This window comes from Arthrobacter flavus (assembly GCF_039526005.1).
Taxonomy (GTDB): domain Bacteria; phylum Actinomycetota; class Actinomycetes; order Actinomycetales; family Micrococcaceae; genus Arthrobacter_D; species Arthrobacter_D flavus.
In genome coordinates this window covers 21513-47570 of record NZ_BAAAIJ010000003.1, presented here as the reverse complement: position 1 = coordinate 47570, position 26058 = coordinate 21513, and the positions used below count along the sequence as shown (strand labels likewise).

Annotated in this window: 30 protein-coding genes; 13 read left to right on the top strand and 17 right to left on the bottom strand. The window is 62.0% G+C overall.

Annotation, left to right across the window (positions count from 1 at the left end):
* Positions 1-6: 6 nt before the first annotated feature.
* From ABD059_RS01195 to ABD059_RS01180, 4 genes are read left to right on the top strand one after another with little or no spacing between them, the layout of a single operon-like run.
* Positions 7-1218: an MFS transporter gene (locus ABD059_RS01195; protein WP_343877241.1), complete on the top strand. Its 1212-nt coding sequence runs from the start codon at positions 7-9 to the stop codon at positions 1216-1218.
* Entirely contained in the window at positions 1215-2741 is a 1527-nt protein-coding gene (locus ABD059_RS01190) for an ABC transporter substrate-binding protein (protein WP_343877239.1), read from the top strand. The genes ABD059_RS01195 and ABD059_RS01190 overlap by 4 nt, the downstream gene beginning before the upstream one ends.
* A 23-nt stretch (positions 2742-2764) precedes the next feature.
* Positions 2765-4510: an ABC transporter permease subunit gene (locus ABD059_RS01185; RefSeq protein WP_343877238.1), complete on the top strand. Its 1746-nt coding sequence runs from the start codon at positions 2765-2767 to the stop codon at positions 4508-4510.
* Between the two features lie 50 nt (positions 4511-4560).
* Positions 4561-4872 carry an ArsR/SmtB family transcription factor gene (locus ABD059_RS01180; RefSeq protein ID WP_343877237.1) on the top strand — a complete coding sequence of 104 codons (312 nt, stop codon included), beginning with the start codon at positions 4561-4563 and terminating at the stop codon, positions 4870-4872.
* A gap of 58 nt (positions 4873-4930) precedes the next feature.
* On the opposite strand, the gene ABD059_RS01175 is transcribed toward ABD059_RS01180, so the two are convergent.
* The 6 genes from ABD059_RS01175 to ABD059_RS01150 all read right to left on the bottom strand — a co-directional run bounded on the left by ABD059_RS01175 (position 4931) and on the right by ABD059_RS01150 (position 7230).
* Positions 4931-5215, bottom strand: coding sequence for a hypothetical protein (locus ABD059_RS01175; protein ID WP_343877235.1), 285 nt, complete (start codon positions 5213-5215; stop codon positions 4931-4933).
* Positions 5216-5278: 63 nt separating this feature from the next.
* Positions 5279-5668, bottom strand: a complete 390-nt coding sequence (locus tag ABD059_RS01170; RefSeq protein WP_343877234.1) for a hypothetical protein — start codon at positions 5666-5668, stop codon at positions 5279-5281.
* Between the two features lie 7 nt (positions 5669-5675).
* Positions 5676-5798, bottom strand: a complete 123-nt coding sequence (gene ykgO / locus ABD059_RS01165) for a type B 50S ribosomal protein L36 (RefSeq protein ID WP_082471366.1) — start codon at positions 5796-5798, stop codon at positions 5676-5678.
* A gap of 28 nt (positions 5799-5826) precedes the next feature.
* On the bottom strand, positions 5827-6873 hold the full coding sequence (locus ABD059_RS01160; RefSeq protein ID WP_343877233.1) for a GTP-binding protein: 1047 nt from the start codon (positions 6871-6873) through the stop codon (positions 5827-5829).
* 44 nt (positions 6874-6917) lie between these two features.
* The gene (locus tag ABD059_RS01155; RefSeq protein WP_425546116.1) at positions 6918-7103 is read right to left on the bottom strand and encodes an ArsA-related P-loop ATPase; all 186 of its coding nucleotides are present in this window, start codon (positions 7101-7103) and stop codon (positions 6918-6920) included.
* Entirely contained in the window at positions 7087-7230 is a 144-nt protein-coding gene (locus ABD059_RS01150) for an arsenic metallochaperone ArsD family protein (protein ID WP_343877232.1), read from the bottom strand. Before ABD059_RS01150 ends, ABD059_RS01155 begins: the two co-directional genes overlap by 17 nt.
* A gap of 299 nt (positions 7231-7529) precedes the next feature.
* Here ABD059_RS01150 and ABD059_RS01145 point away from each other — a divergent pair, with 299 nt between their 5' ends.
* Together ABD059_RS01145 and ABD059_RS01140 are read left to right on the top strand one after the other, a co-directional pair.
* Positions 7530-9713 carry a malate synthase G gene (locus ABD059_RS01145; RefSeq protein ID WP_343877231.1) on the top strand — a complete coding sequence of 728 codons (2184 nt, stop codon included), beginning with the start codon at positions 7530-7532 and terminating at the stop codon, positions 9711-9713.
* Entirely contained in the window at positions 9710-10138 is a 429-nt protein-coding gene (locus ABD059_RS01140; protein ID WP_343877230.1) for a GlcG/HbpS family heme-binding protein, read from the top strand. Before ABD059_RS01145 ends, ABD059_RS01140 begins: the two co-directional genes overlap by 4 nt.
* Positions 10139-10267: 129 nt before the next feature.
* Here ABD059_RS01140 and ABD059_RS01135 read toward each other — a convergent pair whose 3' ends face one another.
* Positions 10268-10972, bottom strand: coding sequence for a class I SAM-dependent methyltransferase (locus ABD059_RS01135; protein WP_343877229.1), 705 nt, complete (start codon positions 10970-10972; stop codon positions 10268-10270).
* 51 nt (positions 10973-11023) lie between these two features.
* Here ABD059_RS01135 and ABD059_RS01130 point away from each other — a divergent pair, with 51 nt between their 5' ends.
* Positions 11024-12448 carry a dihydrolipoyl dehydrogenase family protein gene (locus ABD059_RS01130; RefSeq protein WP_343877228.1) on the top strand — a complete coding sequence of 475 codons (1425 nt, stop codon included), beginning with the start codon at positions 11024-11026 and terminating at the stop codon, positions 12446-12448.
* A 20-nt stretch (positions 12449-12468) separates the two neighbouring features.
* Here the strand turns inward: ABD059_RS01130 and ABD059_RS01125 are convergent, their stop codons facing one another.
* Complete coding sequence (locus ABD059_RS01125; protein WP_343877227.1) at positions 12469-13098, bottom strand: CDP-alcohol phosphatidyltransferase family protein; 630 nt, start codon at positions 13096-13098, stop codon at positions 12469-12471.
* Positions 13091-13771, bottom strand: a complete 681-nt coding sequence (locus ABD059_RS01120; protein ID WP_343877225.1) for a TVP38/TMEM64 family protein — start codon at positions 13769-13771, stop codon at positions 13091-13093. The genes ABD059_RS01125 and ABD059_RS01120 overlap by 8 nt, the downstream gene beginning before the upstream one ends.
* A 138-nt stretch (positions 13772-13909) precedes the next feature.
* Between ABD059_RS01120 and ABD059_RS01115 the strand changes: the two genes are divergently transcribed.
* From ABD059_RS01115 to ABD059_RS01090, 6 genes are all read left to right on the top strand, one after another.
* Positions 13910-15118, top strand: coding sequence for an ABC transporter substrate-binding protein (locus tag ABD059_RS01115; RefSeq protein ID WP_343877224.1), 1209 nt, complete (start codon positions 13910-13912; stop codon positions 15116-15118).
* Positions 15115-15966, top strand: a complete 852-nt coding sequence (locus ABD059_RS01110) for an ABC transporter permease (protein WP_343877223.1) — start codon at positions 15115-15117, stop codon at positions 15964-15966. Before ABD059_RS01115 ends, ABD059_RS01110 begins: the two co-directional genes overlap by 4 nt.
* Complete coding sequence (locus ABD059_RS01105) at positions 15963-16790, top strand: ABC transporter permease (protein WP_343877221.1); 828 nt, start codon at positions 15963-15965, stop codon at positions 16788-16790. The genes ABD059_RS01110 and ABD059_RS01105 overlap by 4 nt, the downstream gene beginning before the upstream one ends.
* The gene (locus ABD059_RS01100; protein ID WP_343877220.1) at positions 16787-17839 is read left to right on the top strand and encodes an ABC transporter ATP-binding protein; all 1053 of its coding nucleotides are present in this window, start codon (positions 16787-16789) and stop codon (positions 17837-17839) included. The genes ABD059_RS01105 and ABD059_RS01100 overlap by 4 nt, the downstream gene beginning before the upstream one ends.
* A 108-nt stretch (positions 17840-17947) precedes the next feature.
* Positions 17948-18415 (top strand): hypothetical protein, encoded by a 468-nt coding sequence (locus ABD059_RS01095; RefSeq protein ID WP_343877219.1) that lies wholly within the window; start codon positions 17948-17950, stop codon positions 18413-18415.
* Positions 18416-18513: 98 nt separating this feature from the next.
* Complete coding sequence (locus ABD059_RS01090) at positions 18514-19212, top strand: Crp/Fnr family transcriptional regulator (protein WP_343877218.1); 699 nt, start codon at positions 18514-18516, stop codon at positions 19210-19212.
* Positions 19213-19330: 118 nt separating this feature from the next.
* Here the strand turns inward: ABD059_RS01090 and ABD059_RS01085 are convergent, their stop codons facing one another.
* The 8 genes from ABD059_RS01085 to ABD059_RS01050 form a co-directional block, all read right to left on the bottom strand.
* On the bottom strand, positions 19331-20497 hold the full coding sequence (locus ABD059_RS01085) for a globin domain-containing protein (RefSeq protein WP_343877216.1): 1167 nt from the start codon (positions 20495-20497) through the stop codon (positions 19331-19333).
* 59 nt (positions 20498-20556) lie between these two features.
* Positions 20557-21039: an RrF2 family transcriptional regulator gene (locus tag ABD059_RS01080; RefSeq protein ID WP_343877215.1), complete on the bottom strand. Its 483-nt coding sequence runs from the start codon at positions 21037-21039 to the stop codon at positions 20557-20559.
* A gap of 153 nt (positions 21040-21192) precedes the next feature.
* On the bottom strand, positions 21193-21564 hold the full coding sequence (locus tag ABD059_RS01075) for a hypothetical protein (protein ID WP_343877214.1): 372 nt from the start codon (positions 21562-21564) through the stop codon (positions 21193-21195).
* 104 nt (positions 21565-21668) lie between these two features.
* A complete protein-coding gene (locus ABD059_RS01070) occupies positions 21669-22736 on the bottom strand; it encodes a TerC family protein (RefSeq protein ID WP_343877212.1) in 1068 nt (355 codons plus the stop codon).
* 219 nt (positions 22737-22955) lie between these two features.
* Positions 22956-23828, bottom strand: a complete 873-nt coding sequence (gene ppk2 / locus ABD059_RS01065) for a polyphosphate kinase 2 (protein WP_343877210.1) — start codon at positions 23826-23828, stop codon at positions 22956-22958.
* Positions 23829-23884: 56 nt separating this feature from the next.
* Positions 23885-24277, bottom strand: coding sequence for a hypothetical protein (locus tag ABD059_RS01060; RefSeq protein ID WP_343877209.1), 393 nt, complete (start codon positions 24275-24277; stop codon positions 23885-23887).
* Complete coding sequence (locus tag ABD059_RS01055) at positions 24274-24618, bottom strand: PadR family transcriptional regulator (protein ID WP_343877208.1); 345 nt, start codon at positions 24616-24618, stop codon at positions 24274-24276. The genes ABD059_RS01060 and ABD059_RS01055 overlap by 4 nt, the downstream gene beginning before the upstream one ends.
* Before the next feature lie 39 nt (positions 24619-24657).
* Positions 24658-26040, bottom strand: coding sequence for an MBL fold metallo-hydrolase (locus tag ABD059_RS01050; RefSeq protein WP_343877207.1), 1383 nt, complete (start codon positions 26038-26040; stop codon positions 24658-24660).
* Positions 26041-26058 lie beyond the last annotated feature (18 nt).

The window sequence follows — 26058 nt, the reverse complement described above, 5'->3', positions numbered from 1 at the left end:
ATCTCGGTGTCTTTAATTCTGCCCACCCAACTGGTCTTCAATATCGGCTTCTACGCGGTAGTACCGTTCCTTGCACTCGTGATGACAGAGGACCTGGGTCTCGGTGCTGCCGCCATCGGGCTCGTCCTGGGCGCACGGACGTTCAGCCAGCAAGGAATGTTCCTCCTCGGCGGGGTGATCGCCGACCGCTGGGGGCCGCGCCGGAGCATCCTGACGGGCTGCGCTGTCCGCGCAGCGGGCTATCTAGGGCTTGCAATAGCTGATGACTTCTGGGCTTTTCTCGCCAGCGCGGTGCTGACCGGCATTGGCGGCGCTTTCTTCTCCCCAGCCATTGAAGGACTAGTCGGCACACTGGATCGCGCCCAATCGACGAATGGCAGTAGGCGCAACCTGTTCGCATGGCTCGTCCTTGTGGGGGAGATTGGTGCCGTCGCCGGACCTCTCATTGGGATCGGGCTGCTGCCCAACGGGTTCCCGGTTGTTGCCGGATCGGCGGCGCTGCTCTTTCTCGGCGTCGGCGTCGCCCTCTGGCTACTCTTGCCGACACACGATCCAGCCTCGGTGGTCGGCGGGGAACCCAGCGGGCGCAGGTGGAAATTTCGCGGTGCGTTCGCCTGTTTAGGGGATCGCCGCTATCTCTGTTTCGCCGCCTTCTTCAGCATGAACCTCCTGGCCTACAACCAGTTGTACTTCGCCCTACCGCTTGAACTCGCCCACAGTGGAGTGGGCGCCGGGACTTTGGCTGTGTTGTTCACGGTGGCTTCGGTTCTGACTATTGCTCTTCAACTGCCGCTCTCAGCCGTGGCTGCCAGGCTGGGCCCGGCCGCCACGCTCAGAACGGGATTCACCTGTATCGCCGCGGCATTCGCAGTGATGGGCTTGCTTGGCACTACCGGTATGAATCTCCTTCCGGGGCTCCATGCGGCAAGCGGCCCCGTTTTTTGCGTTGTGCTCCTCTGTCTGGGACACATGCTCGTCGGTCCGGCAGGGATGCAGCTCGTGCACCACTTCGCCGGACAGCGGCCGTTGAGCGCCTATTACGGGCTCCTCGCCAGTTGCGGCGGTATCGCGGTACTCATCGGCAACACACTGTTCGGCACGCTTCGTGACATCGCCGGCGGCTTGTCCAGTTGGACCTTCCTTGTCGTTCTGGCCACCCTCAGCGCGTCCTTCCTCCCTCATGTTCTTCCCCTTCCCCAGCAGAAAGATCACCCATGAACCGCCCCACATCACTGACCCTTCTTGCCGTCTCAACCATCAGTTGTTTTGCGCTGACAGGTTGCTTCTCCCCCGGCCCCGAGAATTCGCCGCTGGGATCCGGGGAAGATGGCGACGATCGGATCTCGATTGCCATGCTGCAACCACCACGGTCGGGTCTCACCCCGTTGAGTGACGACGCCTTCAAGCTCTCCCGCTGGTCCACGGCCGAGACCCTGGTGGTCCTTGATGACCTCGCGGAAGCCCAGCCGTCGCTAGCCACCGAGTGGCAGCAGACCAGCCCGATCGAGTGGACCTTCAGTCTCCGCGAGGGTGTCACCTTTCACGATGGAACCCCGCTGACAGCCGAAGACGTCGCCCGATCACTCACCACAGCCGCGACCGCCTCACCTACCCCTCGCATTCTTGACGGCGTCGACCTGACCGCTGTCGCCAGCGACGACCTGACAGTGACTGTCACCACGGCGGTGGCCGACCCTCTGGTGCCCCAACGGCTATCCAGCCCCCAGCTTTCGATCCTGGCTGCCAGCGCCTACGACGACGACGCCGTCGACCCGGTCGGCACTGGAACCGGACCCTTCGTCCTGACGGCCGTGGACGGGACCTCAGGTGCAACGCTGGACAGGAACAACGACTACTGGGGTGATCCCGCAGCTGCCGCGGGAATAGACGTCCAATTCGTGCCGGACGGCACTGCACGGGCTGCAGCACTGCGGACCGGAACGGCCGACGTCGTCGAAGCCATCCCGGTCGGCCAGGTAGCCCAGATCGACGAGGATTTGATCTTCGAGGTGCCCATGCCACGCACCAATACCCTCTACCTCAACACTGAATCAGGTCCTTTCGCGGACCCCGACGTCCGTGCCGCCGCGCGCGAAGCTATCGACCGGGCGTCGATTGTCTCAGGGGTCTACGAGGGCCGGGCCGACGTCGCGGAAGGCCTTCTCGGACCCGCACTCCCGTGGGCTGCCGACGCCCGCGCCGACGACTATCGGGAAATTCTCGAGCAGCGTGCTGAACCGGCAACGGTCGACGGCGTCAGCATCAGTCTGGGAACCTTCACTGACCGGGCGGAACTCCCCGAGGTCGCGGTACAACTCGAACAGCAGCTCGAAGCAGCCGGCTTTATCGTCGAACAGGATGTGCGCGAGTACCAGTTCATCGAAGCGGATGCCCTCGACGGCGCTTTCGATGCTTTTATCCTATCCAGGGCGACGGTACTGGACTCCGGCGATCCAGTGGCCTACATGTACAGCGACTTCGGCTGCGAGGGGTCTTTCAATCTCTCCCAGTTCTGCGATCCGGCGGTTGACGAGGCCCTCCGGGTCGCGGCCGCGCTGCCGGCCGGTCCAGACCGCCGCGAGGCCATCATGGCAGCCGAAGCCGAAATCCTCAGCCGCGACGCAGCCATTCCGATGCTGCACGAACGGGTAATCCAGGGTGAGTCAGCAAAGATTGAAGGGGCAGCGCGTGACCCGCGGGAGCGGCTACTCATCACCGGTGACACCCGCGCCGACCAGTGAAGAGGTTTCCTACCAGCGGACTAGTGGTAGGGCTGTCGCGAGCCGGAGCCCTACTGGCCGTCGTCATGGTGATCGGTTTGCTGCCCTGGCTCTCCGGCCAGAGTCCCGAATACACCGTGCTGCGTGCCCGCTATGCCGATTTGGAGGTAACACCTGAAGCACTGACCATGGTGCGGGACGAACTCGGCCTGGACCGAGGCCCGATTCCGGTGTTCATCACCTGGTTCACTGGCGCGCTCTCGGGTGACTTCGGCCACTCCTGGATCTCGAATGCGCCAGTCCTCCCAGGCACGCTCGCCGCTCTCGCAGTTTCCGTCACTCTGATGATCGGTGCCGGCGCAATTGCGCTGCTGGTGGCCAGCACGTTCGCTCTCCCCTCGCTCCTGCGAAGCGCTAGGGGCAAGCATCGGCGGGGAGCTGGACTGCTTGCCACGACCGCGACGTCCCTGCCGGAATTCCTTCTGGCCTCGCTATTCCTCGTCATCGGCGCTGTCTGGCTCGGCTGGTTTCCACCCTCAGGCTGGCTCGGTCTCCACTACGCGGTCCTCCCCTCCCTGGCCATGGGCCTGCCCGCGGGCGGGCTGATGGGTAAACTACTCGCCGATGCCATCAGCTCAGCCGGGGAAGAACAGTGGGTGTCAGCATGGTTGTCTGCCGGATTCACACGCGGCCAAATCGCGGTCGGAATCCTGCGCCGAGCACTACCGAACGTCTCAAGTCAGGCGGCGCTCGTCGTCGTCGGCCTGACTGGTGGCGCGGTAGCTGTTGAACGCGTCTTCGCCATCCCCGGTCTCGGTAGGGCGACCCTCGGAGCCGCCACCGCACAGGACATCCCTGTGCTGCAGGCCGGCGTGCTCGCCCTTCTGATGTTGGCAATTGCGGCAGGCGTCCTCGCGTCACTGGCCCGGCGGGCGCTACTCGGTCCCGCCGGACGGCTGGGGGTGGTGCCGGTCGCTGTCGTTCCGCCGTCGTTTCGCCGCCGCGACCTGGCAGTGCCAATCGGGGCGGTATCGCTTCTGGTGACCCTCACCCTCGCCGGTGTACTGCGCGATCCTTTTGCCTCGGCCCACCCACGACTCGCCCCGCCCAGCTGGCTCCTGCCCTTCGGGGCCGATGCCAGCGGGCGGGATCTGCTCGCCCGGGTGGGACACGGTACCGTCTCCACGGTGGGTACGGCCCTCGCCGTCGTTCTCCTGTCACTGTTGATCGGGGCGCTGGTCGGTTCGTTGCCGAGCCTGGGAACGGGCCCGCTGGAGGTGGCCAACGCAGCCCCTCCCGTCATTACCGGAATCATCGTGGCCGCAATTGCAGGTACGTCGGCTGGCGGCGCAGCCTTCGCCGTAGCGCTCGTCAGTTGGGCTCCCCTGGCTGCCCACACTGCGGCATTGACCCTTCAGGCGAAAAGCCTGCCCTTCGTCGCGGTACTGCCGGTTCTTGGCGTGGGTCGGGGCCGGATTCTTGTTCGGCATGTTCTGCCGCACATTGCCGGACCACTATTCCGGCACGCAATGCTCCGCCTGCCCGGTACCGCCCTGGCCCTGGCGGCACTGGGTTTCCTTGGGCTCGGCGCGAATCCGCCGAGCCCCGAGTGGGGCCTGATCCTGGCCGAGGGAATGGCCTACGTCGAACGCGCACCCTGGACCGTCTTCGCTCCGGCCTCTGCGTTGATCCTTGCCTCGGTCCTGGCGGTTTCAGCCTCAAGCGTCACTCTTCCTCCCCTTGAACGGAGGCGGAGGCGTCCGACCACGCCTGTCAATCAAGCTGCATGATTGGTATTTACCTATTGCATAAACGCATGCAGACATGTTTATATATTGGTATGACGGATGACGAACAGCTGGAGCAGGTTGCCGAGCTGTTCAAAGCGCTGGGGGCTGTGTCACGATTGCGAATTCTGACTGCCCTATCCGCCAAAGAGGGGTCAGTAGGCACGCTGGTCGCCACCACTGGCCTCTCCCAGCCACTCGTGTCACAACACCTGAGGCTCTTGCGAAGCATGAACCTCGTGACCGTCAGCAGATCGGGGCGCGAAGCCGTCTACGCATTGACCGACGAGCATGTTGCACATGTCATCGAAGACGCGATCGCCCACACGGTCGAAGCGTCCCCGACACCCAGTCATAGCCACTGAAACTGAAACTTGCGGGAGCTCCCGCACCAAGGAGATACCGATGACCACCGAAACGCACTCAGAACACACCATCCACGAGCACGACCACAAACACGGCTCGACCGATTGCACCCATGAAACTGTCCAGCACGGCGACCACACTGACTACCTTCACGACGGGCACCGCCACGCAGAACACGGCGATCACTACGACGAGCATGACGATCCGGCCGAGCACGGCGTCGGTGACCACAAACACGGCTCGACCGATTGCACCCATGAAACTGTCCAGCACGGCGACCACACTGACTACCTTCACGACGGGCACCGCCACGCAGAACACGGCGATCACTACGACGAGCACTAACGGTAGCTAGAACGAACGGCGCCGACCCCACAGGTCGGCGCCGTTCGTTTTAACGGCTTTCTAGGCTTGGTTTGCCGTCAGGCGGACGGGTGCGCCGGTACCGAGCACCGCCTGGGAAAGCTCGTGGGGTAACGCACTGGGTCGTTCTTCCTGTGGGCGCCAGCGCTCCACCCAGGCGCCGAGAGCACGCAGCCGCCCGGGGGCTTCGAGGCCGCCCAGCCAGACTGACGGCCCCGTGAGATCAGTCATCGAAGCGCGAAGGGCAACAGCGGCGACGGCACCGTGGGCACATTGTTGCAGGCAGGATGCCGAGATGAGTACCCCGCCGGATGACCGGGCGACGGCTGCGGCGAGACCGCCGTCGTCGTCGCTGGCTTTGATAAGCGCAGCGCATCGGTGACCCGCGCACAGCGCCACAACGATCCCAGCCGTGTTCTTGGTGCTCTTCACCGCCACGTCAGCCTTGGCGTGCCTTCATGCGGGGGTTTTTCTTGTTGATGACAAAAGTCTTGCCTCTGCGTCGGACGATCTGGGCACCAGGGACTTTCTTCAATGCGCGGAGGGAATTGCGTACCTTCATGGTTCTCCTTTAGTTGTTCGTGCGTGTTCTATCGGCTGGTTTTGTTGGCCGCATCCATAAGGGGCGATCGCAGTTCCTCGTCTGTCAGTGCGCAGGATGCCAGCAGGCTGGTCACCTCGACGTCATCGATGTCATCGCCGGTCAGAGCGAGGTGCGTGCCGCGGCGCCACTGCCCCTGGGGATCACTGGCCCACGACCCACCGTTACTGAGGGCGATGCGCGGGCCAACACCGAACACCGCAACCTCGGTGTCCAGCAGGCCAGCAACCCAGACCCCGCCCCGTACAAAGCAGCAACCCTCGGAGATGGCACCCAGGGCTGCTCGAAAGCGATCGGGATGCAATAAAAGATCCGTGCGGTATTCAAAGGTGCTGAATGGCCCTGACGACGTCGACGGCGCAGCGATCGCTCCGGGACGACATCGGGCGCGGGCGGCTTCGTCGTCGTGCATTCCAAGATCGGCGGCAGTCGCTCCCACGGCGGGCAGGATCTGCGCGTGGGGGGCAAGCTGGCCGAGCAGTTGAAGACCCCTGAGACTCAGTTCCTGATCCGAGGGCAGCAGATCACTGGCGGTGGTGAGCACAGTATCAGCGAAGAGCAACTCCCCCATCAGGAATTCGCCAGGGGTCCTGCCATCCTCGGGAACAGCCGTGTAGCCAGATTCAAACAACGTGTGATGGTCCCACAGTTGGTTCTCCAGGTCCTCAGGCTGTACGGCCAGCGCCACTGAATCAACAGTGAACTCCCCCGGAGCGATGGCATGAATCCCGTCAATCGCATTCTCGGCGGTGGTGCCCGGCGGCAACCCGACGATCACCTGCGAAGCCCCGGCAGCGGCAAGGCGGAGCAAGACAGGGACCAGATCGAACCGAACAGTGCAACTCAGACAGCCGTGCTCGAGGACAGACGACTCTCGTTCCACCAATTGGTCATTCTGATGGACGCGGCGCGTCACCACTCCGTCGTCAAGTAGGTCGTGCAGAACTACTGGAACTTCTGGAGACAGCGCGGCCAACTGGGATGCGGCGTTGTTGCGACCGAGGGCGTCCAGCGAAGTAATGATGACTAAGTGCATTCCACCACTATATGAGAATCGTTCTCAAATAGAAAGCGGCTGGTTCATCCGACCCACGCTCGCGGCATGTCAGAAGCTCTTAGCGCGGAGCACGAGCCGTCAGGGCCTAGCAGAACTTTCTGACCGGCAGTGGCGAGTGTCAGGGCCTTGGCGCAGGCTACGGATGTTTTACCCACGCCACCTTTGCCCGTGAAGAACAAGAATCGTGGTGCGTTATCGAGAAATTTCATCGCCGGACCTAACCACGTGGAGATGACGCACATCGGCGGTGACGTCCACCAGGGACTGGTCCAGATCGGGGCCACACACCCCCGCGTGGCAACACAGCGCAGTCTCGTACATGTGGATCGCAGACATCTGGTTCTCCCTGACTTCCTCAAGGGTTCGATTCGATACCGAACCCTCGAGCCTCATTCGCGCCTGCGGTCGCCCCGAAAGAGGCCGATCTACACAATTGCGACTCCCCCCTAGGGTATCGACCTTCATCGCTGGACAGAGCAGTGCTTTTCACTGGTCTCGCGAGCACGTCGTTGACTTCCCCAGCGAGGACTCGGACCGCCCGCTGGGTACCCCGCATTGACATGGGGAGCAGCGCTGGCTAGGTTTTGATATTGGTAAACTTTTTCCACCTTACGAGAATCTAAGGGGCGGGCACTATGCCGAAATATTTGGAGATCAACGGCCTCAGCGTCGCCGAAGAGCTTTATGAATTCGTCCGGGACGAAGCTTTGCCTGGAACGGGGATCGACCAGGGAGCTTTTTGGGCCGGCGCGGCCACGGTCATCACAGATTTCTCGCCCCAGGTGGGGGAACTGCTAGCCACCCGGGACCGGATGCAGCAGCAAATTGACGAGTATCACCGTTCTCAAGGTGCGGAACCCGTGCAGGAGGAAGCCTACGAGGCATTCCTCCGCTCAATCGGCTACCTGGTCGACGAGCCCGGGGACTTCGCGATTACGACAGACCGGGTAGACCCCGAAATCGCAACCGTGTCCGGGCCCCAGTTGGTAGTCCCGCTCCTGAATGCACGGTTCGCAGCCAACGCGGCGAACGCCCGATGGGGCTCACTCTATGACGCGCTCTACGGCACGGACGCAGTCGATAACGGCGATGGCCGCGAACACACAGACACCTACAACCCAGTCCGTGGCGCCGCCGTCGTGGCCCGTGGGCGACAGTTTCTGGATGAATACCTTGGCCTGGTGGGCGGCTCCCACGCAGACGTTATCGCCTACCGGATTGCAGACGGGGCTCTCGCTGCGGAAACTTCCGACGGCTCAATGGGGCTCGCCGACCCAGGGCAGCTGGTGGGGTATCAGGGAACCGCTGACGCGCCCGAGTCAGTCCTGCTCGTCCACCATGGGCTTCACGTCGAAATCCTGATTGACCGCACCCACACCATTGGTTCTGGTGACCCTGCTGGGGTGAAGGACGTCGTGTTGGAGTCCGCCATCACAACCATCATGGACCTCGAAGACTCCGTGGCTGCGGTCGACGCTGGCGATAAGGTCTTGGGCTACCGCAATTGGCTGCAGTTGATGCAGGGCACCCTGACCGCCGAGATCACCCAAAAAAGTGGCACTCATACCCGGCGGCTCAACTCCGACCGCTCCTACACAGCACCCGACGGCTCAGAGCTGACCCTCCCCGGGCGCTCGCTGCTGCTCATTCGCCAGGTAGGCCACCTGATGACCAGTGATGCTGTCCTCGACCCTTCCGGAGCGCCGGTGCCCGAGGAAATCCTCGACGCCCTCTTCACTGGTCTTGGCTCCGTCCACGACTTGCGGGGTCCGCATGCCGGGCGCAACTCGCGGGCCGGTTCGGTGTACATCGTCAAGCCGAAGATGCACGGTCCGGGTGAGGTCGCAGTGGCCTGCGCCCTGTTGGCGGCTGTCGAACCCGTGTTGGGCCTTGAACCGCTCACGCTGAAAATTGGCATCATGGACGAGGAACGCCGCACGTCGACCAACCTGAAGGCATGCATTTGGGAGGCACGGGACCGCGTAGCGTTCATCAACACCGGCTTCCTTGATCGCACCGGTGACGAAATCCATACCTCGATGATCGCCGGCCCCATGGTCCGCAAAGCCGACATGCGTAACTCCAGTTGGATCACGGCCTACGAGGACGCGAACGTTGATATTGGTCTGGAGTGCGGGTTCAGCGGTCGGGCTCAAATCGGCAAGGGCATGTGGGCGGCCCCTGACAATATGGGCGACATGCTCAGGCAAAAGGTTGCGCACCCGCTTGCCGGCGCTGACTGTGCCTGGGTCCCCTCCCCGACCGCGGCGACCCTGCATGTGATGCACTACCATCAAGTCGATGTGGATGCCCGGCAGGCTGAGCTGGCCGGAAAGCGTCGCTCGTCCTTGCGTCAGCTGCTCACCATTCCCGTCGGTAACCCCTCTGACTGGACCGCTGAAGACCGACGAAGCGAGCTGGACAACAACATCCAGAGCACTCTGGGATACGTCGTTCGCTGGGTGAATGACGGCGTCGGATGCTCCAAGGTTCCCGACCTCCACGGCACGGCGTTAATGGAGGACCGCGCTACCTGCCGGATCAGCTCCCAGCACGTCTCCAACTGGGTACTGCACGGCATCGTCACCGAGGAAGAGGTCGACGCCTCCCTGCGGCGGATGGCTGTGGTCGTGGACGGGCAGAACGCCTCGGACCCCACCTACGTGCCGATGTCCCCGGCATTCAAATCCGAGGCGTTCCAGGCGGCCCGTGAACTTGTTCTCGAGGGCGCTGCTCAACCATCCGGCTACACCGAACCCATCCTGCACCGCCGACGTGCCCTGCACAAGCAAGCCGACAACCGAACGAGGTCATCATGAGCCTGACACTGACAATCGCCCAATCCATCATCGCCGATGCCCTGGCGGCAGGTCAGCAACAGAACTTCAAGCCGCTGACCGTCGTCGTGCTCGACGCCGGCGGTCACGTGATCGCCGCCGCCCGCCAGGATGGCGCCTCGAATAATCGCTTTGAAATTGCGCAGGGCAAGGCATACGGAGCGCTGGCCCTTGGAATGGGTTCGCGGGCCATCATGGAGCGCGCCGAGCAACAGGCCTACTTCATCGCCGCCGCGACCGCCACTCTTGGTGGCCGACTCATCCCAGTCCCCGGCGGGGTCCTGGTGCGCGACGACGACGGCACCATCCAGGGAGCCGTCGGCATCAGCGGGGACAGCTCAGATAACGACGAGGCCGCGGCGTCGACCGCTATTAAGGCTGCCGGTCTGACGGCACAAGTCGATTGAGAACCTTAGTGATCTATCCAGCTCTCCGCGAGACCCACGGACCTCGCGCCGTTCCCTTAGCCTAGGCATGCTGGCACGGCTGCGACACCGCTTCGTGGTTCCCTCACCGGACGCTCTACCGGTTGATGGTCAGGTGAGTGCAGTGCGTGTTCCGGCGCGGATCTGCAGGTGTCCGCCGCGGGCGGAGGCCACTGTGACGTCGGCGCAGTCACGCTCCACCCCGGTCCAGGGGTGGGCGTCGATGTCTGATCCGCCAAGCCAGCAGGCGACTTTCGCCAAGGGCGTCAGCGCGGCAAAGATACCGACAGGTTTCTGCAGGTCCACCACGCATAGGCGGGCCTCCGGTGCCGTCAGGGAGACCATGTTGGACCAGGCCCTGTCCCAATCCGCCATCAGGGACAGGGCATAGGTAGCTAGCACAGCATCAGAGTGTGCCCGCCCGCCCTCTGCTTCGATCCGTGCTCGGATGTCGGTGGGCGAAAGCGCAGTTGCGTCTGCTCGGATGAGAATCACGTTGGTCCAGCCGTTGCGCTCGGCCCGCCGTCGGGCCTGGGCCAACATCTCTGAGCTGCGGTCGATGCCGACAATGGTGCCACCCGGTGTGACCCGCTCCTGCAACAGGCCGAAATTCAGGCCGGTCCCGCAACCGACGTCGAGCACCTGCGCACCAGCCGTTGGTCGGAGCTTGCCGATTCCGGTCTCACGGCCGGCACGGTAGACAGGGTATTCGCCGGACATCACGTCATAGAACCGTGCAAAGGTGCTGTATTTACCGGCGATCGGGATCACTCCATGGCAAGTCGTGGTTCCGCGCCCAGCGGAAAAGGTGTTCATCACAGCCTAGGCTAAGAGGGAATCGGACCGACAAGTGAAAAGGACAACCGGATGGACCGCAGCATCGAAATAGTCGACTTGTTGGTCATCGGTGGGGGAACCGCAGGCATTGTGGGGGCGAAAACTGCCGCCCGGCTCGGTGCCCGTACAGTCCTGGTGGAATACGCCCGCACTGGTGGAGACTGCCTGTGGACTGGTTGCGTACCGTCCAAAACGCTCCTATCCGCAGGACACTCAGCCTCAGAGCAGTCGCTCACGGGCGATGGCACTGATTTCGACGCGGTTCGCCACCGTATTTCGGGGGCAATAGCCGCCATCGAACCGGCAGACTCCCCCGAAGCACTCGAGGCGGCAGGCGTCACTGTCATCTCAGGCAAAGCAGCCTTTACTGCGCCGGGCGAAGCCAAGGTTAACGGCAGGACCATTCGCTTCCGACAGGCACTCATCGCCACGGGCAGCGCGCCAACGCTTCCACCTATCCCCGGATTATCCGACGCACCCGTGGTCGTCACCTCTGAGACCATCTGGGACCTGCAGTCACTGCCGGGTCGTCTGGTCGTCATCGGGGGTGGCCCAATCGCGTGTGAGCTCGGGCAGGCCCTCGCCCGGCTTGGCTCGCAGGTGGTGATACTTGCCCGCTCCACAATCCTGCCTCGGGAAGACCGTGACGCGGCTGCTCTTGTGCTGGGTAGCCTGCGCTCCGACGGAGTGCGGGTGATCGAGAATGCCACCGTGGACCGGATCAGCAACGGCGACGAACCCGTAATCCACACCGGCGACGGACAACGCTTCAGTGCGGACGTGATTCTCGCTGCAACGGGTAGGAGAGCCAGAACCCGGGATCTGGGCCTTGACCTGGTCGGCGTGGACTGTGACGAATCCGGTCAGGTGGTGGTCGATGCAGCGATGCGCTCGTCCAACCCGGCCGTCTGGGCTGCCGGTGATGTCACCCCTTATCCGGAGTTCACTCACCTCGCTGGCACGCACGCCAGCACCGCGGCTTCCAACGCGGTCCTTGGCCTGCGCCGGAAGGTTAGCGGAGTCGTTCCACGGGTCACGTTCACTTCCCCGGAAGTCGCCGCCGTCGGCTTGACCACGGTCACCGGGAGGTCCCACTCATCGTCGACGATCCAACACGCTCACACCGACCGGGCAATCACTGAAGACCAGACCGCAGGGTTCACGAGGATTATCATCGGCAAGGGTGGGCGGATCCTGGGCGGCACTATTGTCGGCCCGAGGGCTGGGGAGTCTTTGGCCGAGCTGACCCTCGCCGTCGACCAGGGACTGAGCACCCGCACCCTGGCAGGTGTCACACACCCTTATCCGACCTTCAACGATGCGTTGTGGAATGCATCGATAGCTCATGCCCGGTCAGGGTTGGACTCACCGGCGGCGAAGGTCGCTGTCAGAGCCCTGGCGGGTCTCAACCGCTGGCGAAACGACCGGTTGGCGCGTTCACGAAACTCGCAGTAGCAGCGACTCTTCGGGTTCCCTCAGGCGAGAGCTCGGTAGCCAGCGAAGATTCGCTGTGCCGCGCTGATCATGACCAGAACCGCCCACACCGAAGCTACCTGCCATGCGAATGCTGGAAAGAGCAGCCACAGACTGTGAACCAGGACGGTTTCCGCCCCCTCAGCGAGTCCGCCCAGGAAGGATAACGACCGGCCGTCGTCGAGCTGGCGCCCATTCTTCTCCGCGATAGAGGAGAACGCCAGAAACACGCTCCCGTTGATGTAATAAGCGAACAAGACCAGGAGGAACGGCAGCCAGGGGGCTCCAAAACCTGCCGTAGCGCCGATAGCCACGCCGATCACTGTCGCACCGTACACGATAAAATCGGCGGAAATATCCCAAAACCCGCCCTGTCCGGTGTCACGCACTGCCCCTCGCTGTGAGGCCCGTCGGCGGGCCAGCGGTCCATCCAGGCCGTCCGCGAGCCGGCACAGCAACCAGGCAGCTAACGCGGGCAACCACCACTGGGCGGCCGCGAAGCCCGCGCTTGCGAGTCCAAGCAGCAGGTTCATCCCAGTCAGCCGGTTGGGGCTGATCCACGGCACATCCAGCACTGCCGCGACTCGGTTCAGCGCGGGTGCCAGGAGCGGCCGCAACCGCGCGTCAAACATCTGCGCTCCTTGCTTGCCGACGAGATCGGGCGGCGAGTATGGCGCCAGCAAGAGTCAGTCCACCCAGAACCGCCCCCGCCAGTTGGGCCGGCCAGCCGAGTTCGAATCCGAACGCCCCCAATGCCAGGAAGCTCATCGTCCCGGGCAGCATCCCGATCATCGTGCCGAAGAAGTAGGGCCACCACCGGAGCGCCGTAAGTCCCGCAGAATAATTGATCGCGGTGAACGGCAACACCGGGACCAGACGGACCCCAATCATCGCCGTAAATCCGCTCCTGGTCAGCAGCGCATCAACTTTGGCAATGCGGGTGCCAGTATATTTTTCGACAGCATCCCTACCCAATGCTCGTCCCAGCCAGAATGCTGCAGAGGCCCCGATCAACGCGGCACAGTAGACGATCACCAGTCCCGGCCAGAATCCGAACAGCACCCCCGCCGCGATGGAGAGGACATTTTTGGGAAGAGGCGCGAGCGTCAGGGCAGCATACCCGACCATGAATCCCGCAGGCCCCCACCAGCCTGCCCGCTCAACCAGGTCACGCATCTCACTTACGGGCGGGATGGGCAGCGAAAGAACTGCGATGGTCGCAGCGAGAAGGACAAGAGCTAGGAGCGCAAGTCTGAGGATGGGTGTTGGAGACCCACGTCGCCCGCGCAAATGTTCGTGTCGCATAGTCTTTCTGCACTCCGCTAGTCCGTTGCCGGTTCGGGTGTCGGCCCGCTATCGAGGATACTTGAAGCTGTAGACCCGACTTTCGAAAGACCTCCAGTGTCGTCCTCTTCTGCTCCTCCCCCACGACGTCGTTCTCTTGTGTCTGCAACCGCGGTCCTCGCACTGGTACTCACCGCCTGTTCGGGCGCCAGCGTTGAACCCGCCGAGCAGTTTGGAACCTTCGACGAAGTACTTTCCGCGGCGGAGGGGCAGACCGTGGACCTGTGGATGTTCGGAGGAGACGCGAAGGGCAACGCCTATGTTGATGACGTACTCGCACCCGCGGCCCAGGAGCAGGGTGTCACGCTGCGCCGCGTCCCCATCGCGGACACCCCAGACGCACTGAACCGGGTTCTGAGCGAACTACAAGCTGGCCGCAGTGACGGCTCGGTGGACCTGATTTGGGCTAACGGCTCCACCTTCAGCACCGGAAAACAGGCGGAGGCCTGGCGGTGTGGCTGGACCCGGCTGCTCCCGAACATGCAGTACACCGACCCCGACGATCCTCTGCTTCTCAACGATTTCGGCACTCCTGTAGACGGCTGCGAAGCTCCCTGGCACAAAGCGCAGTTCACATTCTTTTACAATTCCGACGCCATCACCGACCCGCCAACCTCGCTCCAGGGCATCCTCGACTGGGCCCGGTCCCAGCCAGGCAGGTTCACCTATCCGGGGCCACCGGACTTCACCGGCAGTGTCTTCCTCCGCGAGGTCATGCTCAGTGCCGCTGGTGGGGCAGACCAGGTGCCGCTCCCCTACTCTGAGGAAGCGTTCGCCGAGTACGCGCCCCTGGCGCTACAGACGCTTACGGATCTTGCTCCTTCGCTTTGGCGGGAAGGCACCACGTACCCGCGGGACGAGCAGGCCCTGAACACACTCTTCGCTGACGGTGAAGTGGACATCGCCATGACGTATGGCCCCGCCACCCTGACCGATCTGGTCGAATCAGGTGCGCTACCGCCGTCAACCAAGGTCCTGACGCTTGCGGAGGGCACGGTGGGAAATGCGAGCTTCCTCGCCCTGCCGGTGAACGCCGCGGATGCCGCGGGGGCCATGGTGGTCGCCAACATCGCGCTATCACCTGAACAGCAGGCCGCGAAGGCGGATCCAGGAACCTGGGGACAGTTCACCGTGCTCGACACGGATCTTCTCACCTCAACCCAACAAGACCTCTTTGAACAGCTGCCGGAATCGCCGATCGTCCCCGTCTACGAGGAACTCTCGCGCAATGCCCACGGTGAGCTGGCATCTGACTGGGTGTCGGCTTTGAATGAGGCGTGGCGGCAAGACGTCGCCTCAGCCACATGACCGGCCTGCGGGCGCCGACCACCAGACGCGCCGCGATTCTCACGTTGCCTGCAGTAGTCCCGATCATCCTCGTCGTGGGAGTCTCGCTGACCGCCGCAGCATTGCAAAGCGTCGGACTGATGCCCTTCATCGGTCCTGCCCAATTCAACACGGATGCCTGGACCAGTGATGCTGATCAGCTGGTCCGGTCAACCGTCACCTCGATGTACATTGCTGTGGTTTCCACACTGCTGTCCCTCGTGGTTGGGTTTGTCCTTGCCGCCTATGTGCTGGCCATGCCCAGGATGGGCCGAATAGTTGAGACGTTGAGTGCCGCAACTATTCCTGTTCCGCATGTGATCGGGGCTGGAGCTATCGGGTTGCTGCTCTCCGACAGCGGCTTCCTGGAACGACTGCTCGGAATGCCTGAGGCATTCCCCGCACTGGTCTCTGGACCCTGGTTCGTGGCTGTCATCGCCGAGTATGCGTGGAAAGAGTCAGCATTTGTAGCCCTGGTCGTCCTCGGAAGCATTTCGCGCTCGGTTGGCGATCTCTGCGACGCTGCTGCCACTCTTGGCGCATCTGCGGGCCAGCGTATCCTCCGGGTGGTCCTCCCGCTTGCGGTGCCCTCACTGGCGGTCTCCGCGGCTATCGTCTTTGTGTACACCCTCGGGTCCTATGAAGCCGCCTGGCTGCTCGGACCGACCACACCTGAACCGCTCCCGGTCCGAGCTGTGAGGCTGTTTACCTCCGTCGATCTCGCTGCGCGTCCGGAGGCAATGGTGACCGCTCTGGTGTCCGTTGCCGTGAGCGCGGCAGTGATCACCCTGGCAATCCTGGTGCTTCGTCGTCATCGGAGCCTGCGATGATACCCGTCCTGCAGCCGGCGTCGACGTCGATGCGCCGGACCCTCCCCGGCGGGTTCCCCATGCGGGTAATCCTCGGTCTATTGCTCGTGGCGTGGATCGTGGCGCCGATGGTACCGGTACTGCTGTGGTCGGTCGCCGGTCAATGGCGCGCCCCGGCCGTCCTGCCGTCGTCGTTCTCCTTACAAGGGTTCACGGCACTCGCCACCGCAGACACTGCCCGGGCCGCCGTGTCGTCGCTGTCACTGGGTGTGGGAGTCGCCGTGATCGCGACACCGCTGGGCTATCTGGGGGCCCTCGCAGTACGCGCCCTGGCTCCAGCGCCCAGCCGGTTCGTTGAGTTTGTCCTGCTGACCCCGTTGGCCATTCCACCGTTCGCTTTGGTGATGGGCATTAACGTTGCCCTCTTGCGGCTCTACCTTTCACCCCCGCTAGGGGTGACACTGGTCCTGGTGGTCACGGCGCTGCCCTACACGGCGTTCATGTTTCGCAGCGCACTGGCAAGCTACGACCACCGTTTCGAGGAGGTCGCCCGTTCGCTGGGGGCCTCCCCGGTCCAGGCGGCCCGCCATGTCCGCTACCATTTGCTTGCCGGCGCAGCCGCCCGCGCCTTTTTCCTGGCGTTCCTGGTTGGCTGGGGCGACTACATCACCACCGTCCTCATCGGTGGAGGACAACTACGCACACTGCCTCTGCTGTTGGGGTCCGCTGCCTCGGCGACCGGAAACGAACAACTCACCGCGGCACTGTCGGTGGCCATCATCGTGCCTCCCCTGATCCTGCTTGCAGGACTCACCCTGCCTGCGAGCAGGAGAAAGCGACAATGAGCTCCCACCTCGAATTCCGTAGCATCTCCCGCACCTTCGGCGACGCTGAGGTACTACATCAGATCTCGCTGACCGTTCAGCCATCAGGATGTGTCGCACTGCTGGGCGCCTCCGGCAGCGGAAAATCCACCCTGCTGCGGATAGCCGCGGGACTGGACGAACCGTCATCGGGTGAGGTGCTCGTTGATGGGGAGAACCTCGCCGGTATCCCATCAGAGCAGCGCGGCGTTGCATTGGTATTCCAGAAGGCGCTGCTTTTTCCGCATCTGAGTGTGGTGGACAACGTGGCCTTTTCCGCCAGAATGGCGGGGCAATCCCGTAAAGCGTCCCGGGAACACGCCATGGCGTACCTGGAACTGGTGAAGTTGGCAGACCTCGCGCACCGCTCACCCGGCAAGCTCTCCGGCGGGCAGGAGCAGCGCGTCGCGCTGGCCCGCGCACTAGCGAGAACCCCTCGCATCCTCTTGCTTGATGAGCCGTTTAGCTCCCTCGATTCCGGGCTGCGAGACACTATGTACTCGCTGATGGGTGATATCCGCGCCGAACTCGCTCCGACAATTGTTCTGGTGACCCACGACCGCCGGGAGGCCTCAGTCCTGGCCGATTCGATCGCTGTCCTGGACAGCGGGCGAATTCTGCAGCACGGTCCCGTCGCCCAATTGCACTACCAACCGGCGACGTTAGCGGTTAATAGGCTCCTGGGAGGCCTCAACGCCGTGCCCGGCAGGCTGGTAGCAGGCGCCCATCACTCGGCGCTGGGCCGATTCCCCGTGCAGCGAGGCCTCGGGGACGGTCCAGCGTTCCTCACTGTACGACAGGAGGCTATCCACATCGTCGCACCAGCGGATGGCCCGGCAACAGGATCCGTGACGGGGTTAAAATCGTTGGGCGCCCACACGTTGGTCCACGTCACCGGCCACGGACCAAACCAACCCAACGAGCCCCTGGCAACGCTCACCATTGAGGTGCCGGGAGACCCCGACCTCCGGATGGGTCAGGATGTCGGGTTACGGCTCGTCAACGCCACCGGTTGGGCGGTCACCGGGTAGCGGCTGGGCAGCAGATTCATTATCCCGGGCCCACTGTGTCCTAGATTGCAGAACTCCCCTGTTGGCCTGTTTATCGTCGGTAAGTACCAACGACGGGAAGGCAAGGACATGAGTTCAGCACGGAGCGACATGAGGGCAAAAAGATCCGGAACTGACCCAGGCACACCCCTGGGAACCCGAATCATGGCCGGGTCCGTGGGCGGTCTTGCCGGCGGGATCGTTTTCGGGCTGCTGATGGCCATGCTGGGCATGCTACCGATGGTCGCGTCTCTGGTCGGCTCAAACTCTGCGATCGTCGGCTTCCTGGTACATCTAGTAATTTCGGTCCTGATCGGTCTCGCGCTGACAATACCCGCTCCCGGAGTGCTGAAAAAGGGCTTGGTCATCAGCGCCGTCGTGGGCCTTGTCTACGGCATGTTGTGGTGGGTTCTTGGACCGCTGCTGATCATGCCCACCATGATGGGTATGCCGATTCTCACCCTCGACGGAGGATCCGGCGCCTCACTGATGGGGCACGCGATGTATGGCCTTATCCTAGGACTGGTGGCAACCATCGTTGTCCGACGTGGCCGGTGACCACGCCGAATCTGAGCGCCGCCTGCTCCACTACCATCGTGTCGGCGGCTAGCAATCCTACGACGCTCTGGGCACCACACGAACGGGAGACAGAACCTTTGACAGAAACCGGAGAGCCCTTCAGCTGCCTAAACGCTGTGGAGCTTTTCGCTGACCTCTCCGCCGATGACATGGATGCCCTCGACCGGATGTCTCCACCCAAGCACTTTTACAGCGGTGAACTCGTCTTCAGCCAAAGTCAGCCCATCAAAGCCCTATTTATTCTCAAGGCGGGGCGGATCCGGATTTTCAGGGTTGCCGAAGATGGGAAAACTCTCACCATTGCAATCCTGGAACCCGGTGCGGTATTCGGTGAGATGCTGCTCGTCGGCCTGCAAATGTACGACAACTATGCCGAAGCGTTGGAGGCATCCACCGTGTGCCAGCTCAGCGCTGCGGACGTCGAAAACCATTTCCTCTCCAACCCGAAAATGGCAGTGAAGATCTCCCGCCTGCTCGGTGAACAGGTCGCCAGATTGGAAGAACGTCTCACCGACATGGCACTGCGCCCCCTCGCAGCCCGCACCGCCGCGACTTTACTCACCCTCGCCAACTCCGCTCCCCGCGGCAGGTTCACGCACTCCGTGGCCGTAAAACTCACTCATGAACAACTGGCCGGACTGCTCGGCGCAACGCGCGAGGCGACCAGCAAAATCATGTCTGACCTTGCCTGCAGAAAACTGATCAAGCAGGGCCGCGGCCGGATCCTGATCGAGGACGCCGAAGGACTGCGCCGAATATCCCGCACCACCTTTTAGCCCGGTGCTATGGCTGACTCCCCCGTTGCCCTGCGGTCCCACGCCGGGGGAAATCGGCTCCGACGACAAGGCACACCATGCCTCTGACTGTGGTCAGGAAAGCCCCAAGGGACGACGCTTAGGCGTTTGCGAGCCAGAGGTCCGAACCGAAGATTTCGTAGTGGATACGCTCAGCCGGGACCCCTGATTTCAGTGCCTGCGATCGGATTGAGCGCATGAATGGTAGCGGCCCGCAGAGGTAAACTGACGCGTTATCTGGGATGGTCACTGCGTCTAGGGACATGAATCCCTCACGCGAATCGCTGGTTGGCATCTCTAGCCAAAGCTGTAGCTCAGCGGATTCGAGGCTTGCCGCATCGTTGCTCATCTGCTCGCGCAACGCCCAGCGTTCCATGCTGGCCTCAGCATGGAGAACGAGTACCTCTCGACGGGATTCGCGTTGAGCCAGCGATCGCAGAATCGACGCTGTGGGGGTGCACCCGATTCCGGCAGACGCCAGGACAAGCGGGTGGTCACCGTCAGCCAAGGTGACGTCACCACAGGGGTTGGAAAGCATCAACTGGTCACCGACCTGGACAGTGTGATGAAGCACCGGAGTGACTTCGCCCTCCGTGTCGAGTCGGGCGGTGAATACCCGGACGGCCGTACCGTCATCTGCGGCCAGCGAGTATTGGCGTACTTGGTGAATGCCGTCCGGCATCCTTACCTTCACGCCAACGTACTGTCCTGGCTGGGCTGGGCTCACCGGGGTGCCATCAGCTGGTATGAGCGTGATGGTCACGGCGTCGCTGCCCGCAGCTTCCTTTTTGGTCACTGTCCATGGGGACCAGGGCTTGTCATTGGCGGCCGAGGTGTACAGAGCGTTTTCCATTTTGATCAGGGTGTGGGCCATCAGCCAGTAAACTTCGGTCCACGCGTCAGCAATTTCAGCGGTGATCACTTCGCTGAGTTCCTCCGCAATAGCGTCGAAGAGATGCTTGTACACGACGTCGTACTGCTCCGGCACAATGCCGAGGGACACATGCTTGTGAGCGATTCGGGCTAACAGAATCTCCGGTGCACTGTCAGGGTTGTTGACCAGATGCGTTGCAAATCCCGCAATGCTTCCCGCCAATGCCTGCTGCTGCGTTCCATTTTTCTGATTTGATCGACTAAAAAGCCCATCAAATAATTCCGGATGCGCACTAAAAAGCCGGTTGTAGAAGTTTCTTGCGATCCCCGGCATCTTTTCGCCCACCACGGGGAGGGTCGCCTCGATGATGGGGTGTGACTGGGTCGAAAGCATGCCGTCTCCTAGATTTGAGGGTGATTGCCTCATCTAAAAGTAGCATTTGATATGCAAGTTTAACGATTCGAGGTAGGTGGCATGTGGACATGGCAGTCTTCTTGGCTGGTGATCATGCCGAGCGAGACTGGTACAGCGCCCTTCCCCCGGGAATCGGGCAGCCCGGCTATGACGACGTCATCAAGCTCCGAGTAAAATGCTTCTCGGGCCCGGCGCAAAGCCATCCGCAACCCGCAGCCGTGAATGAGGGGGCAGTCCCCGGCTGGCGTTCGGCAGTCCGCAAGATCCTCACGTGTGTCCAAAGCCCGCAGCAGGGAGCCGACACTGGCGCGGCGGCCCTCCTCGCTGATCCTTAACCCCCCGGAGCGCCCGCGGACGACCTCCACAAGACCAAGATCACGGAGCCGTATGACCGCCTTGCTGACATGGTTGTAGGGTATGCCAATCTCGTCGGCAATGACTCGTGAAGTCTTCAGCCCCGCCGCTGGAGCAAGGATCATCATCACGCGCAGGCAGACATCCGAAAAGGCGTTGATCCTCATGCATCAACAGTAGGCCGAGGAGAGGTGTCCAGCGGAATCCGGTCTACCGGTTGCGTTTATTGGTGATCTCCCGACTTTCCCACCGATAATTCCTGCAGATCCACCCGCTACATGGATGGGGACTACCAGCGAATCATGGCCGGGCTTCGGCGGTCAGGAGATGGGCACTTCGACATCAACAATGCCGACGAACCGACTGCCAATTCCCTCGTATTCGCTGCGGACCAGGCCCGGAATGATCGGCGGGTAGTCCGCCAGGCCATGATGCGCGCAGCAGACATAGGTGAACGGCGGCCACCATTTCTTCGGCCGGGCGGCTTCCGAGAAACCACAGACCGCGCAGGTCAGCTGAACCCAAACAGGGCGCTTACCCGTTCGGTTGCTCCTGGACTGTACTAGCCAGCCCGGTGGATTGTTCACAAGCTCGGACAACTCCGCGTCCGACAGCCTCGCAGGGATACCGTGACGGTGCGCCATCTCCAACGGAATATCAAGGATCTGAGCTACTTCACGTCGTGTGACCATCAGATAACGATACGGGACGCGGGCCCTTGCCTGCTCACGGATCTACTGTGGAGTCAACACCCACCACCGCTCTTTGGGAGCCCTTCACAACTGGCGGTCAAAGCCTATTTGGTCGTGTCAGCAGTGGACACGGCCTTCTTATCGCCCTCAGAATCCTCGTCCTGGGCGTGTGGAGGTGCGGTGTTCACCGGCTTGCCGTGGTCCAGCGCATCGTCGCCGCGGGTTTTGAGCAGACTCGCGACGGTCGCCACAGCGATGGTTGCGGTGATGAAGAGCAGCGAGAACCAGATGGGGATTTCTGGTACCCAGAGTAGGGGTTCCCCGCCGTTGACGAAGGGGAGCTCGTTGACATGCAGTGCGTGGAAGACGAGTTTCACGCCGATGAAGCCAAGGATGACGGCCAGACCCTGGGCAAGGTAGACCAGGCGCTCCAGCAGCCCTCCGATGAGGAAAAACAGTTGACGCAGACCCATCAATGCGAACGCGTTGGCGGTGAAAACGATGTAGGCCTCGTTGGTCAGACCATAGATCGCAGGAATCGAATCGACAGCGAAAATGAGGTCCACAAAGCCAATCGTGATGATTGTCAACAGCATCGGCGTGACGAACCGCTTCCCGCCCTGCTTCACAGTGAGTTTGTCCTCGTGATACTCATCAGTGACTGGCAAGACCCGGCGTACCAGTGTCATGAACTTACCGTTAGCCGGATTGGATTCGTGGCTGCCAAATGCTTGCCGGTACGCCAGGACAAGCAGCAGAGCGCCGAAGATATAAAAAACCCAGGAGAAGTTCTCGATCAGGGCCGCCCCGATGGCGATGAACCCGCCACGCAGGATCAGGGCAATGATGATCCCGATCATCAGCACCTTCTGCTGGTACTTCTTCGGCACAGCAAATCCGGTCATTACGATAAGGAAGACAAATAAGTTGTCGATCGAGAGTGCCTTCTCGGTGAGGTACCCGGCGAAGTACTCACCACCGAATCTCCAGCCGGAGACCACTCCGATTCCGACGCCGAACAGTAGCGCCAGTCCGATATAGAACGCGGACCAGCGCGCCGATTCTCCGATGGATGGTTCATGGGGTTTACGCACATGTGCGAAGAACTCGTACACGAAGAACAGGATCGTCACAGCGATCGTAATGAGCCAAATCAGGGGTGTGATCTGCATGGAGGGAACTCCCAAGGGGTATTCGTTGGATAAATACGCCAAGGTCTCCTCCGCCCCGGATAACACCGGAACCGACGACCCGGGATGCCTCAATGCATCCGTATTGACGAGCCGATCGCAGACGGGAGTACTCCCCTTGATAAAGGAATCCTAACTCACCCAGAAGCGGCATCCCAACCCAAGGGGTATTAATGTCGCGGCAGCCGATGATTGATCCACTCAGCGGGACTTATGCTGGGCCGACTCTCTTTTCTTGCCCTTCGATGTTTTTTTCGATTTACCGATCTCGTAGCGCCGAGGCACGAATCGCTGGCGGTCCAACGGTGGACGCTCGTACATTCGGTTCTGGCGCTCGGGCAACTCGATGTCCGGAAACTCCCGACGCTCGTAAGGCAACAGCGACAGCAGATGGGCCATCAGATTGAGCCGGGCCTCCTTCTTGTTGTCCGCGTCCACCACCCACCACGGGCTGCGCTCGGTGTCGCTGAACTCAAACATCTTGTCCTTGGCCTCGGCGTAGTCAACCCAGCGGGCTTGCGCCTGAAGATCCAGGGTGCTCAGCTTCCAACGCTTAGCCGGGTTGTCGATTCGCCGCTGGAATCGACGGCGCTGCTCGGAGTCGGAAAGACTCAGCCAGTACTTCACCAGGACGATACCATCGGAGACTATTGCCTCCTCAAGCTTGGGTACCGCGTCAACGAAGTCGGCATACTCTTCATCAGTGCAATAGCCCATCACCCGTTCCACCCCGGCCCGGTTGTACCAGGACCGGTCGAACAGCACAATTTCCCCAGCGGCCGGCAGATGGGCGATGTAGCGCTGAAAGTACCACTGCGACCGCTCGCGCTCCGTCGGTACCGGGAGTGCAACAACCCGGCAGAAGCGCGGGTTAAGCGCACCGCTAATACGTTGGATCGTTCCGCCCTTACCGGCGGTGTCACGTCCTTCGAAGATAACGACCAGTCGCGTGCCGGTTGCGCGCACCCACTCCTGTAAGGCGACCAGTTCGTCCTGCAACCGCAGCAGTTCCTTGTCGTAGTCCTTCTTGGATAGGACCTTGGAGTTTGCCTCATTAGACGTTTTCTTGATCACACCTCACATTCTGCCCCAGACCCGAGCATTTCAGGGAGGTTGTTGTTTGCGAATTGTCAGTGAGAACTGGTGGTGGGGGCACGTCGGTAGGTGGCGGTGAGGAAACTGGCGAGGATGCCTAGGCCGAGGATGACTAAAGCGGGCCATAACCGGATGGGGCCGATGTAATCGGTGACGTCGAAGTTGAGCAAGGGCTCAGCGAGGAATGCGAAAGCGGCGTATCCCAAGGACAGGACTAGTGCGAGCCCCAAGATGCGGGGTGTTCGCGGCTTTCCGGGGGACAGTTCGGCAGCGTATTGCTCTGCATACCTGGAGGGGGTGCCGAAGTGTTCGGTGGGGTCTTCACCGGGTGGGGTGTGGGCTGCAACTTCGGCGAGGACCTCCGCGATGGTGTCCTCGGGTAGTCCGCGGTAGCGCAACTCTGCGGCGAGATGCTGTTCATAGCTCATGGCGTGGCTTCTCCTCGGGTTGATAGCTCCTTGAGGTTCCGGCCCATGTCGTCCCACGCCTGAATTGCGGCGTCTAGTAAGAAATGGCCCTGACCCGTCGTGGTGAAGATTTTGCGTCCTGGCCCGCTTTGGTCGTGATTCCACTGGGACTGAATAAGTCCCTGTTGTTCGAGGCGGGCGAGGAGCGGATAGAGGGTGCCGCCCTTGAGATCGGGAAATCCGTAGGAGTTGAGGATCTCAATGAGGGCGTAGCCATGGGTTGGCTGAAGACTCAGAGCTGCGAGGATCGCGACGGGTAGAGCTGACCGCGCCACTCCTGAGGCTTCGACATCTTTTGACATACCTAGATAGTAGCTCTACTTAGCTAGCGTCGCTATACCTCATTGTGGGTTTTCGATGGAGACCTGTTCCAGGTGTTCGGGCACCCGGGCCCGCCAGCCTAGTTCCCGTTTGATGCGGATGCGGAGGGCATCCGAGCCAACGGGTTCGCCATGCGTAATGTAGGTCATGCGGGGTGGGGTTTTTGCTGCCTTCATCCACGCGATGAGCCCGTCGGAATCGGCGTGGGCAGACAGGTTTTCCATTTGGATGACTTCGGCACGGATTAGAACGTCCTCACCATAGATACGGAGCGCACGTTCCCCTGCCGCGAGGCCCGCTCCCCGGGTGCCGCTGGCCTGGTAGCCGCTGAGGACGATGGCGTTCTTCGGATCCGATCCATACGCTGCGAGGTGATGAAGGATCCTGCCGCCGGTCAGCATTCCACTGGCCGAGATGATGATCATCGGTCCGCCTCGTAAGTTCAGCAACTTGGACTCATCCGCAGTGCGGGTCATGGTGGCCAGCCTGTACATACCTTCGTAGTCGGCCTGCTTGAGATGGTGTTCCTCGCGGTACCGTTGGTACATCCGGGAAGCGTCGATCGCCATGGGGCTGTTGAGATATACAGGGATGTCCGGGATTGCATTCTTCCTGCGGAGCTTGGACAGATACAGCATCAGCGTCTCCGCCCGACCGACGGCGAATGCCGCAATCATGATCACCCCGCCGCGTTTCGCCACCCGGTTGACGATCTCCTCAAGTTGTTTCTGCGGGTCAAGGCCCGAGTGTTTCCTGTTCCCGTAGGTTGATTCGGTGACCAGCACCCCGACGTGGCCGAGGGCCCGGGGCGGGTACATGAAAGGATCATCGGCTCGGCCCAGGTCCCCCGTGAAATGCACGGAGTGTGAGCCCATCCGGATGTGGACCTGCGCGGCGCCCAGGATGTGACCGGCGGGCAGATAGGTCAGTTCCATGCCTCCGCCAAGCGGCAGGGAGGTGTCGAAACCGTGGATCCTGAAACTGTTGAGGGACTTCACAGCATCCGCCGCTGTGTAGAGCGGACGCGGTGGCCTGTGCTGGGATGAGTCGCGGTGGAGTGCGTACCGGGCCTCCTCTTCCTGTAAGTGTCCACTGTCCGGGAGGATCAGTTTGCAGAGGTCGAAGGTGCCCTCTGTGGCGTAGACAGGTCCGGCGAAGCCGTCCCTGACGAGCGCGGGTACGTATCCGGTGTGGTCCAGATGTGCATGGGTCAGGACCACGGCGTCAATGGAATGCGGCGGAACGGGAAAGGGTGCACGGTTACGTTCCCGGCTGCGCTTGTAGCCCTGGAAAAGTCCGCAGTCGACCAGCACACGCTTGCCACCGGAGTCAATCAGGTATCTGGAACCGGTGACGGTATCGGTGGCCCCAAGGAACCGGAGAGAAGGCTGCTGGTGTCTCATTCCGGGCTCATGTCGGCT

Coding starts and splice junctions, on each gene's coding strand:
- ABD059_RS01190 (WP_343877239.1), top strand. CDS start 1,215: ATGAACCGCCCCACATCACTGACCCTTCTTGCCGTCTCAACCATCAGT.
- ABD059_RS01180 (WP_343877237.1), top strand. CDS start 4,561: ATGACGGATGACGAACAGCTGGAGCAGGTTGCCGAGCTGTTCAAAGCG.
- ykgO (WP_082471366.1), bottom strand. CDS start 5,798: ATGAAGGTACGCAATTCCCTCCGCGCATTGAAGAAAGTCCCTGGTGCC.
- ABD059_RS01160 (WP_343877233.1), bottom strand. CDS start 6,873: ATGCACTTAGTCATCATTACTTCGCTGGACGCCCTCGGTCGCAACAAC.
- ABD059_RS01155 (WP_425546116.1), bottom strand. CDS start 7,103: ATGAAATTTCTCGATAACGCACCACGATTCTTGTTCTTCACGGGCAAA.
- ABD059_RS01150 (WP_343877232.1), bottom strand. CDS start 7,230: ATGTCTGCGATCCACATGTACGAGACTGCGCTGTGTTGCCACGCGGGG.
- ABD059_RS01145 (WP_343877231.1), top strand. CDS start 7,530: ATGCCGAAATATTTGGAGATCAACGGCCTCAGCGTCGCCGAAGAGCTT.
- ABD059_RS01140 (WP_343877230.1), top strand. CDS start 9,710: ATGAGCCTGACACTGACAATCGCCCAATCCATCATCGCCGATGCCCTG.
- ABD059_RS01135 (WP_343877229.1), bottom strand. CDS start 10,972: ATGAACACCTTTTCCGCTGGGCGCGGAACCACGACTTGCCATGGAGTG.
- ABD059_RS01130 (WP_343877228.1), top strand. CDS start 11,024: ATGGACCGCAGCATCGAAATAGTCGACTTGTTGGTCATCGGTGGGGGA.
- ABD059_RS01125 (WP_343877227.1), bottom strand. CDS start 13,098: ATGTTTGACGCGCGGTTGCGGCCGCTCCTGGCACCCGCGCTGAACCGA.
- ABD059_RS01120 (WP_343877225.1), bottom strand. CDS start 13,771: ATGCGACACGAACATTTGCGCGGGCGACGTGGGTCTCCAACACCCATC.
- ABD059_RS01110 (WP_343877223.1), top strand. CDS start 15,115: ATGACCGGCCTGCGGGCGCCGACCACCAGACGCGCCGCGATTCTCACG.
- ABD059_RS01105 (WP_343877221.1), top strand. CDS start 15,963: ATGATACCCGTCCTGCAGCCGGCGTCGACGTCGATGCGCCGGACCCTC.
- ABD059_RS01100 (WP_343877220.1), top strand. CDS start 16,787: ATGAGCTCCCACCTCGAATTCCGTAGCATCTCCCGCACCTTCGGCGAC.
- ABD059_RS01095 (WP_343877219.1), top strand. CDS start 17,948: ATGAGTTCAGCACGGAGCGACATGAGGGCAAAAAGATCCGGAACTGAC.
- ABD059_RS01085 (WP_343877216.1), bottom strand. CDS start 20,497: ATGCTTTCGACCCAGTCACACCCCATCATCGAGGCGACCCTCCCCGTG.
- ABD059_RS01080 (WP_343877215.1), bottom strand. CDS start 21,039: ATGAGGATCAACGCCTTTTCGGATGTCTGCCTGCGCGTGATGATGATC.
- ABD059_RS01075 (WP_343877214.1), bottom strand. CDS start 21,564: ATGGTCACACGACGTGAAGTAGCTCAGATCCTTGATATTCCGTTGGAG.
- ABD059_RS01070 (WP_343877212.1), bottom strand. CDS start 22,736: ATGCAGATCACACCCCTGATTTGGCTCATTACGATCGCTGTGACGATC.
- ABD059_RS01060 (WP_343877209.1), bottom strand. CDS start 24,277: ATGAGCTATGAACAGCATCTCGCCGCAGAGTTGCGCTACCGCGGACTA.
- ABD059_RS01055 (WP_343877208.1), bottom strand. CDS start 24,618: ATGTCAAAAGATGTCGAAGCCTCAGGAGTGGCGCGGTCAGCTCTACCC.
- ABD059_RS01050 (WP_343877207.1), bottom strand. CDS start 26,040: ATGAGACACCAGCAGCCTTCTCTCCGGTTCCTTGGGGCCACCGATACC.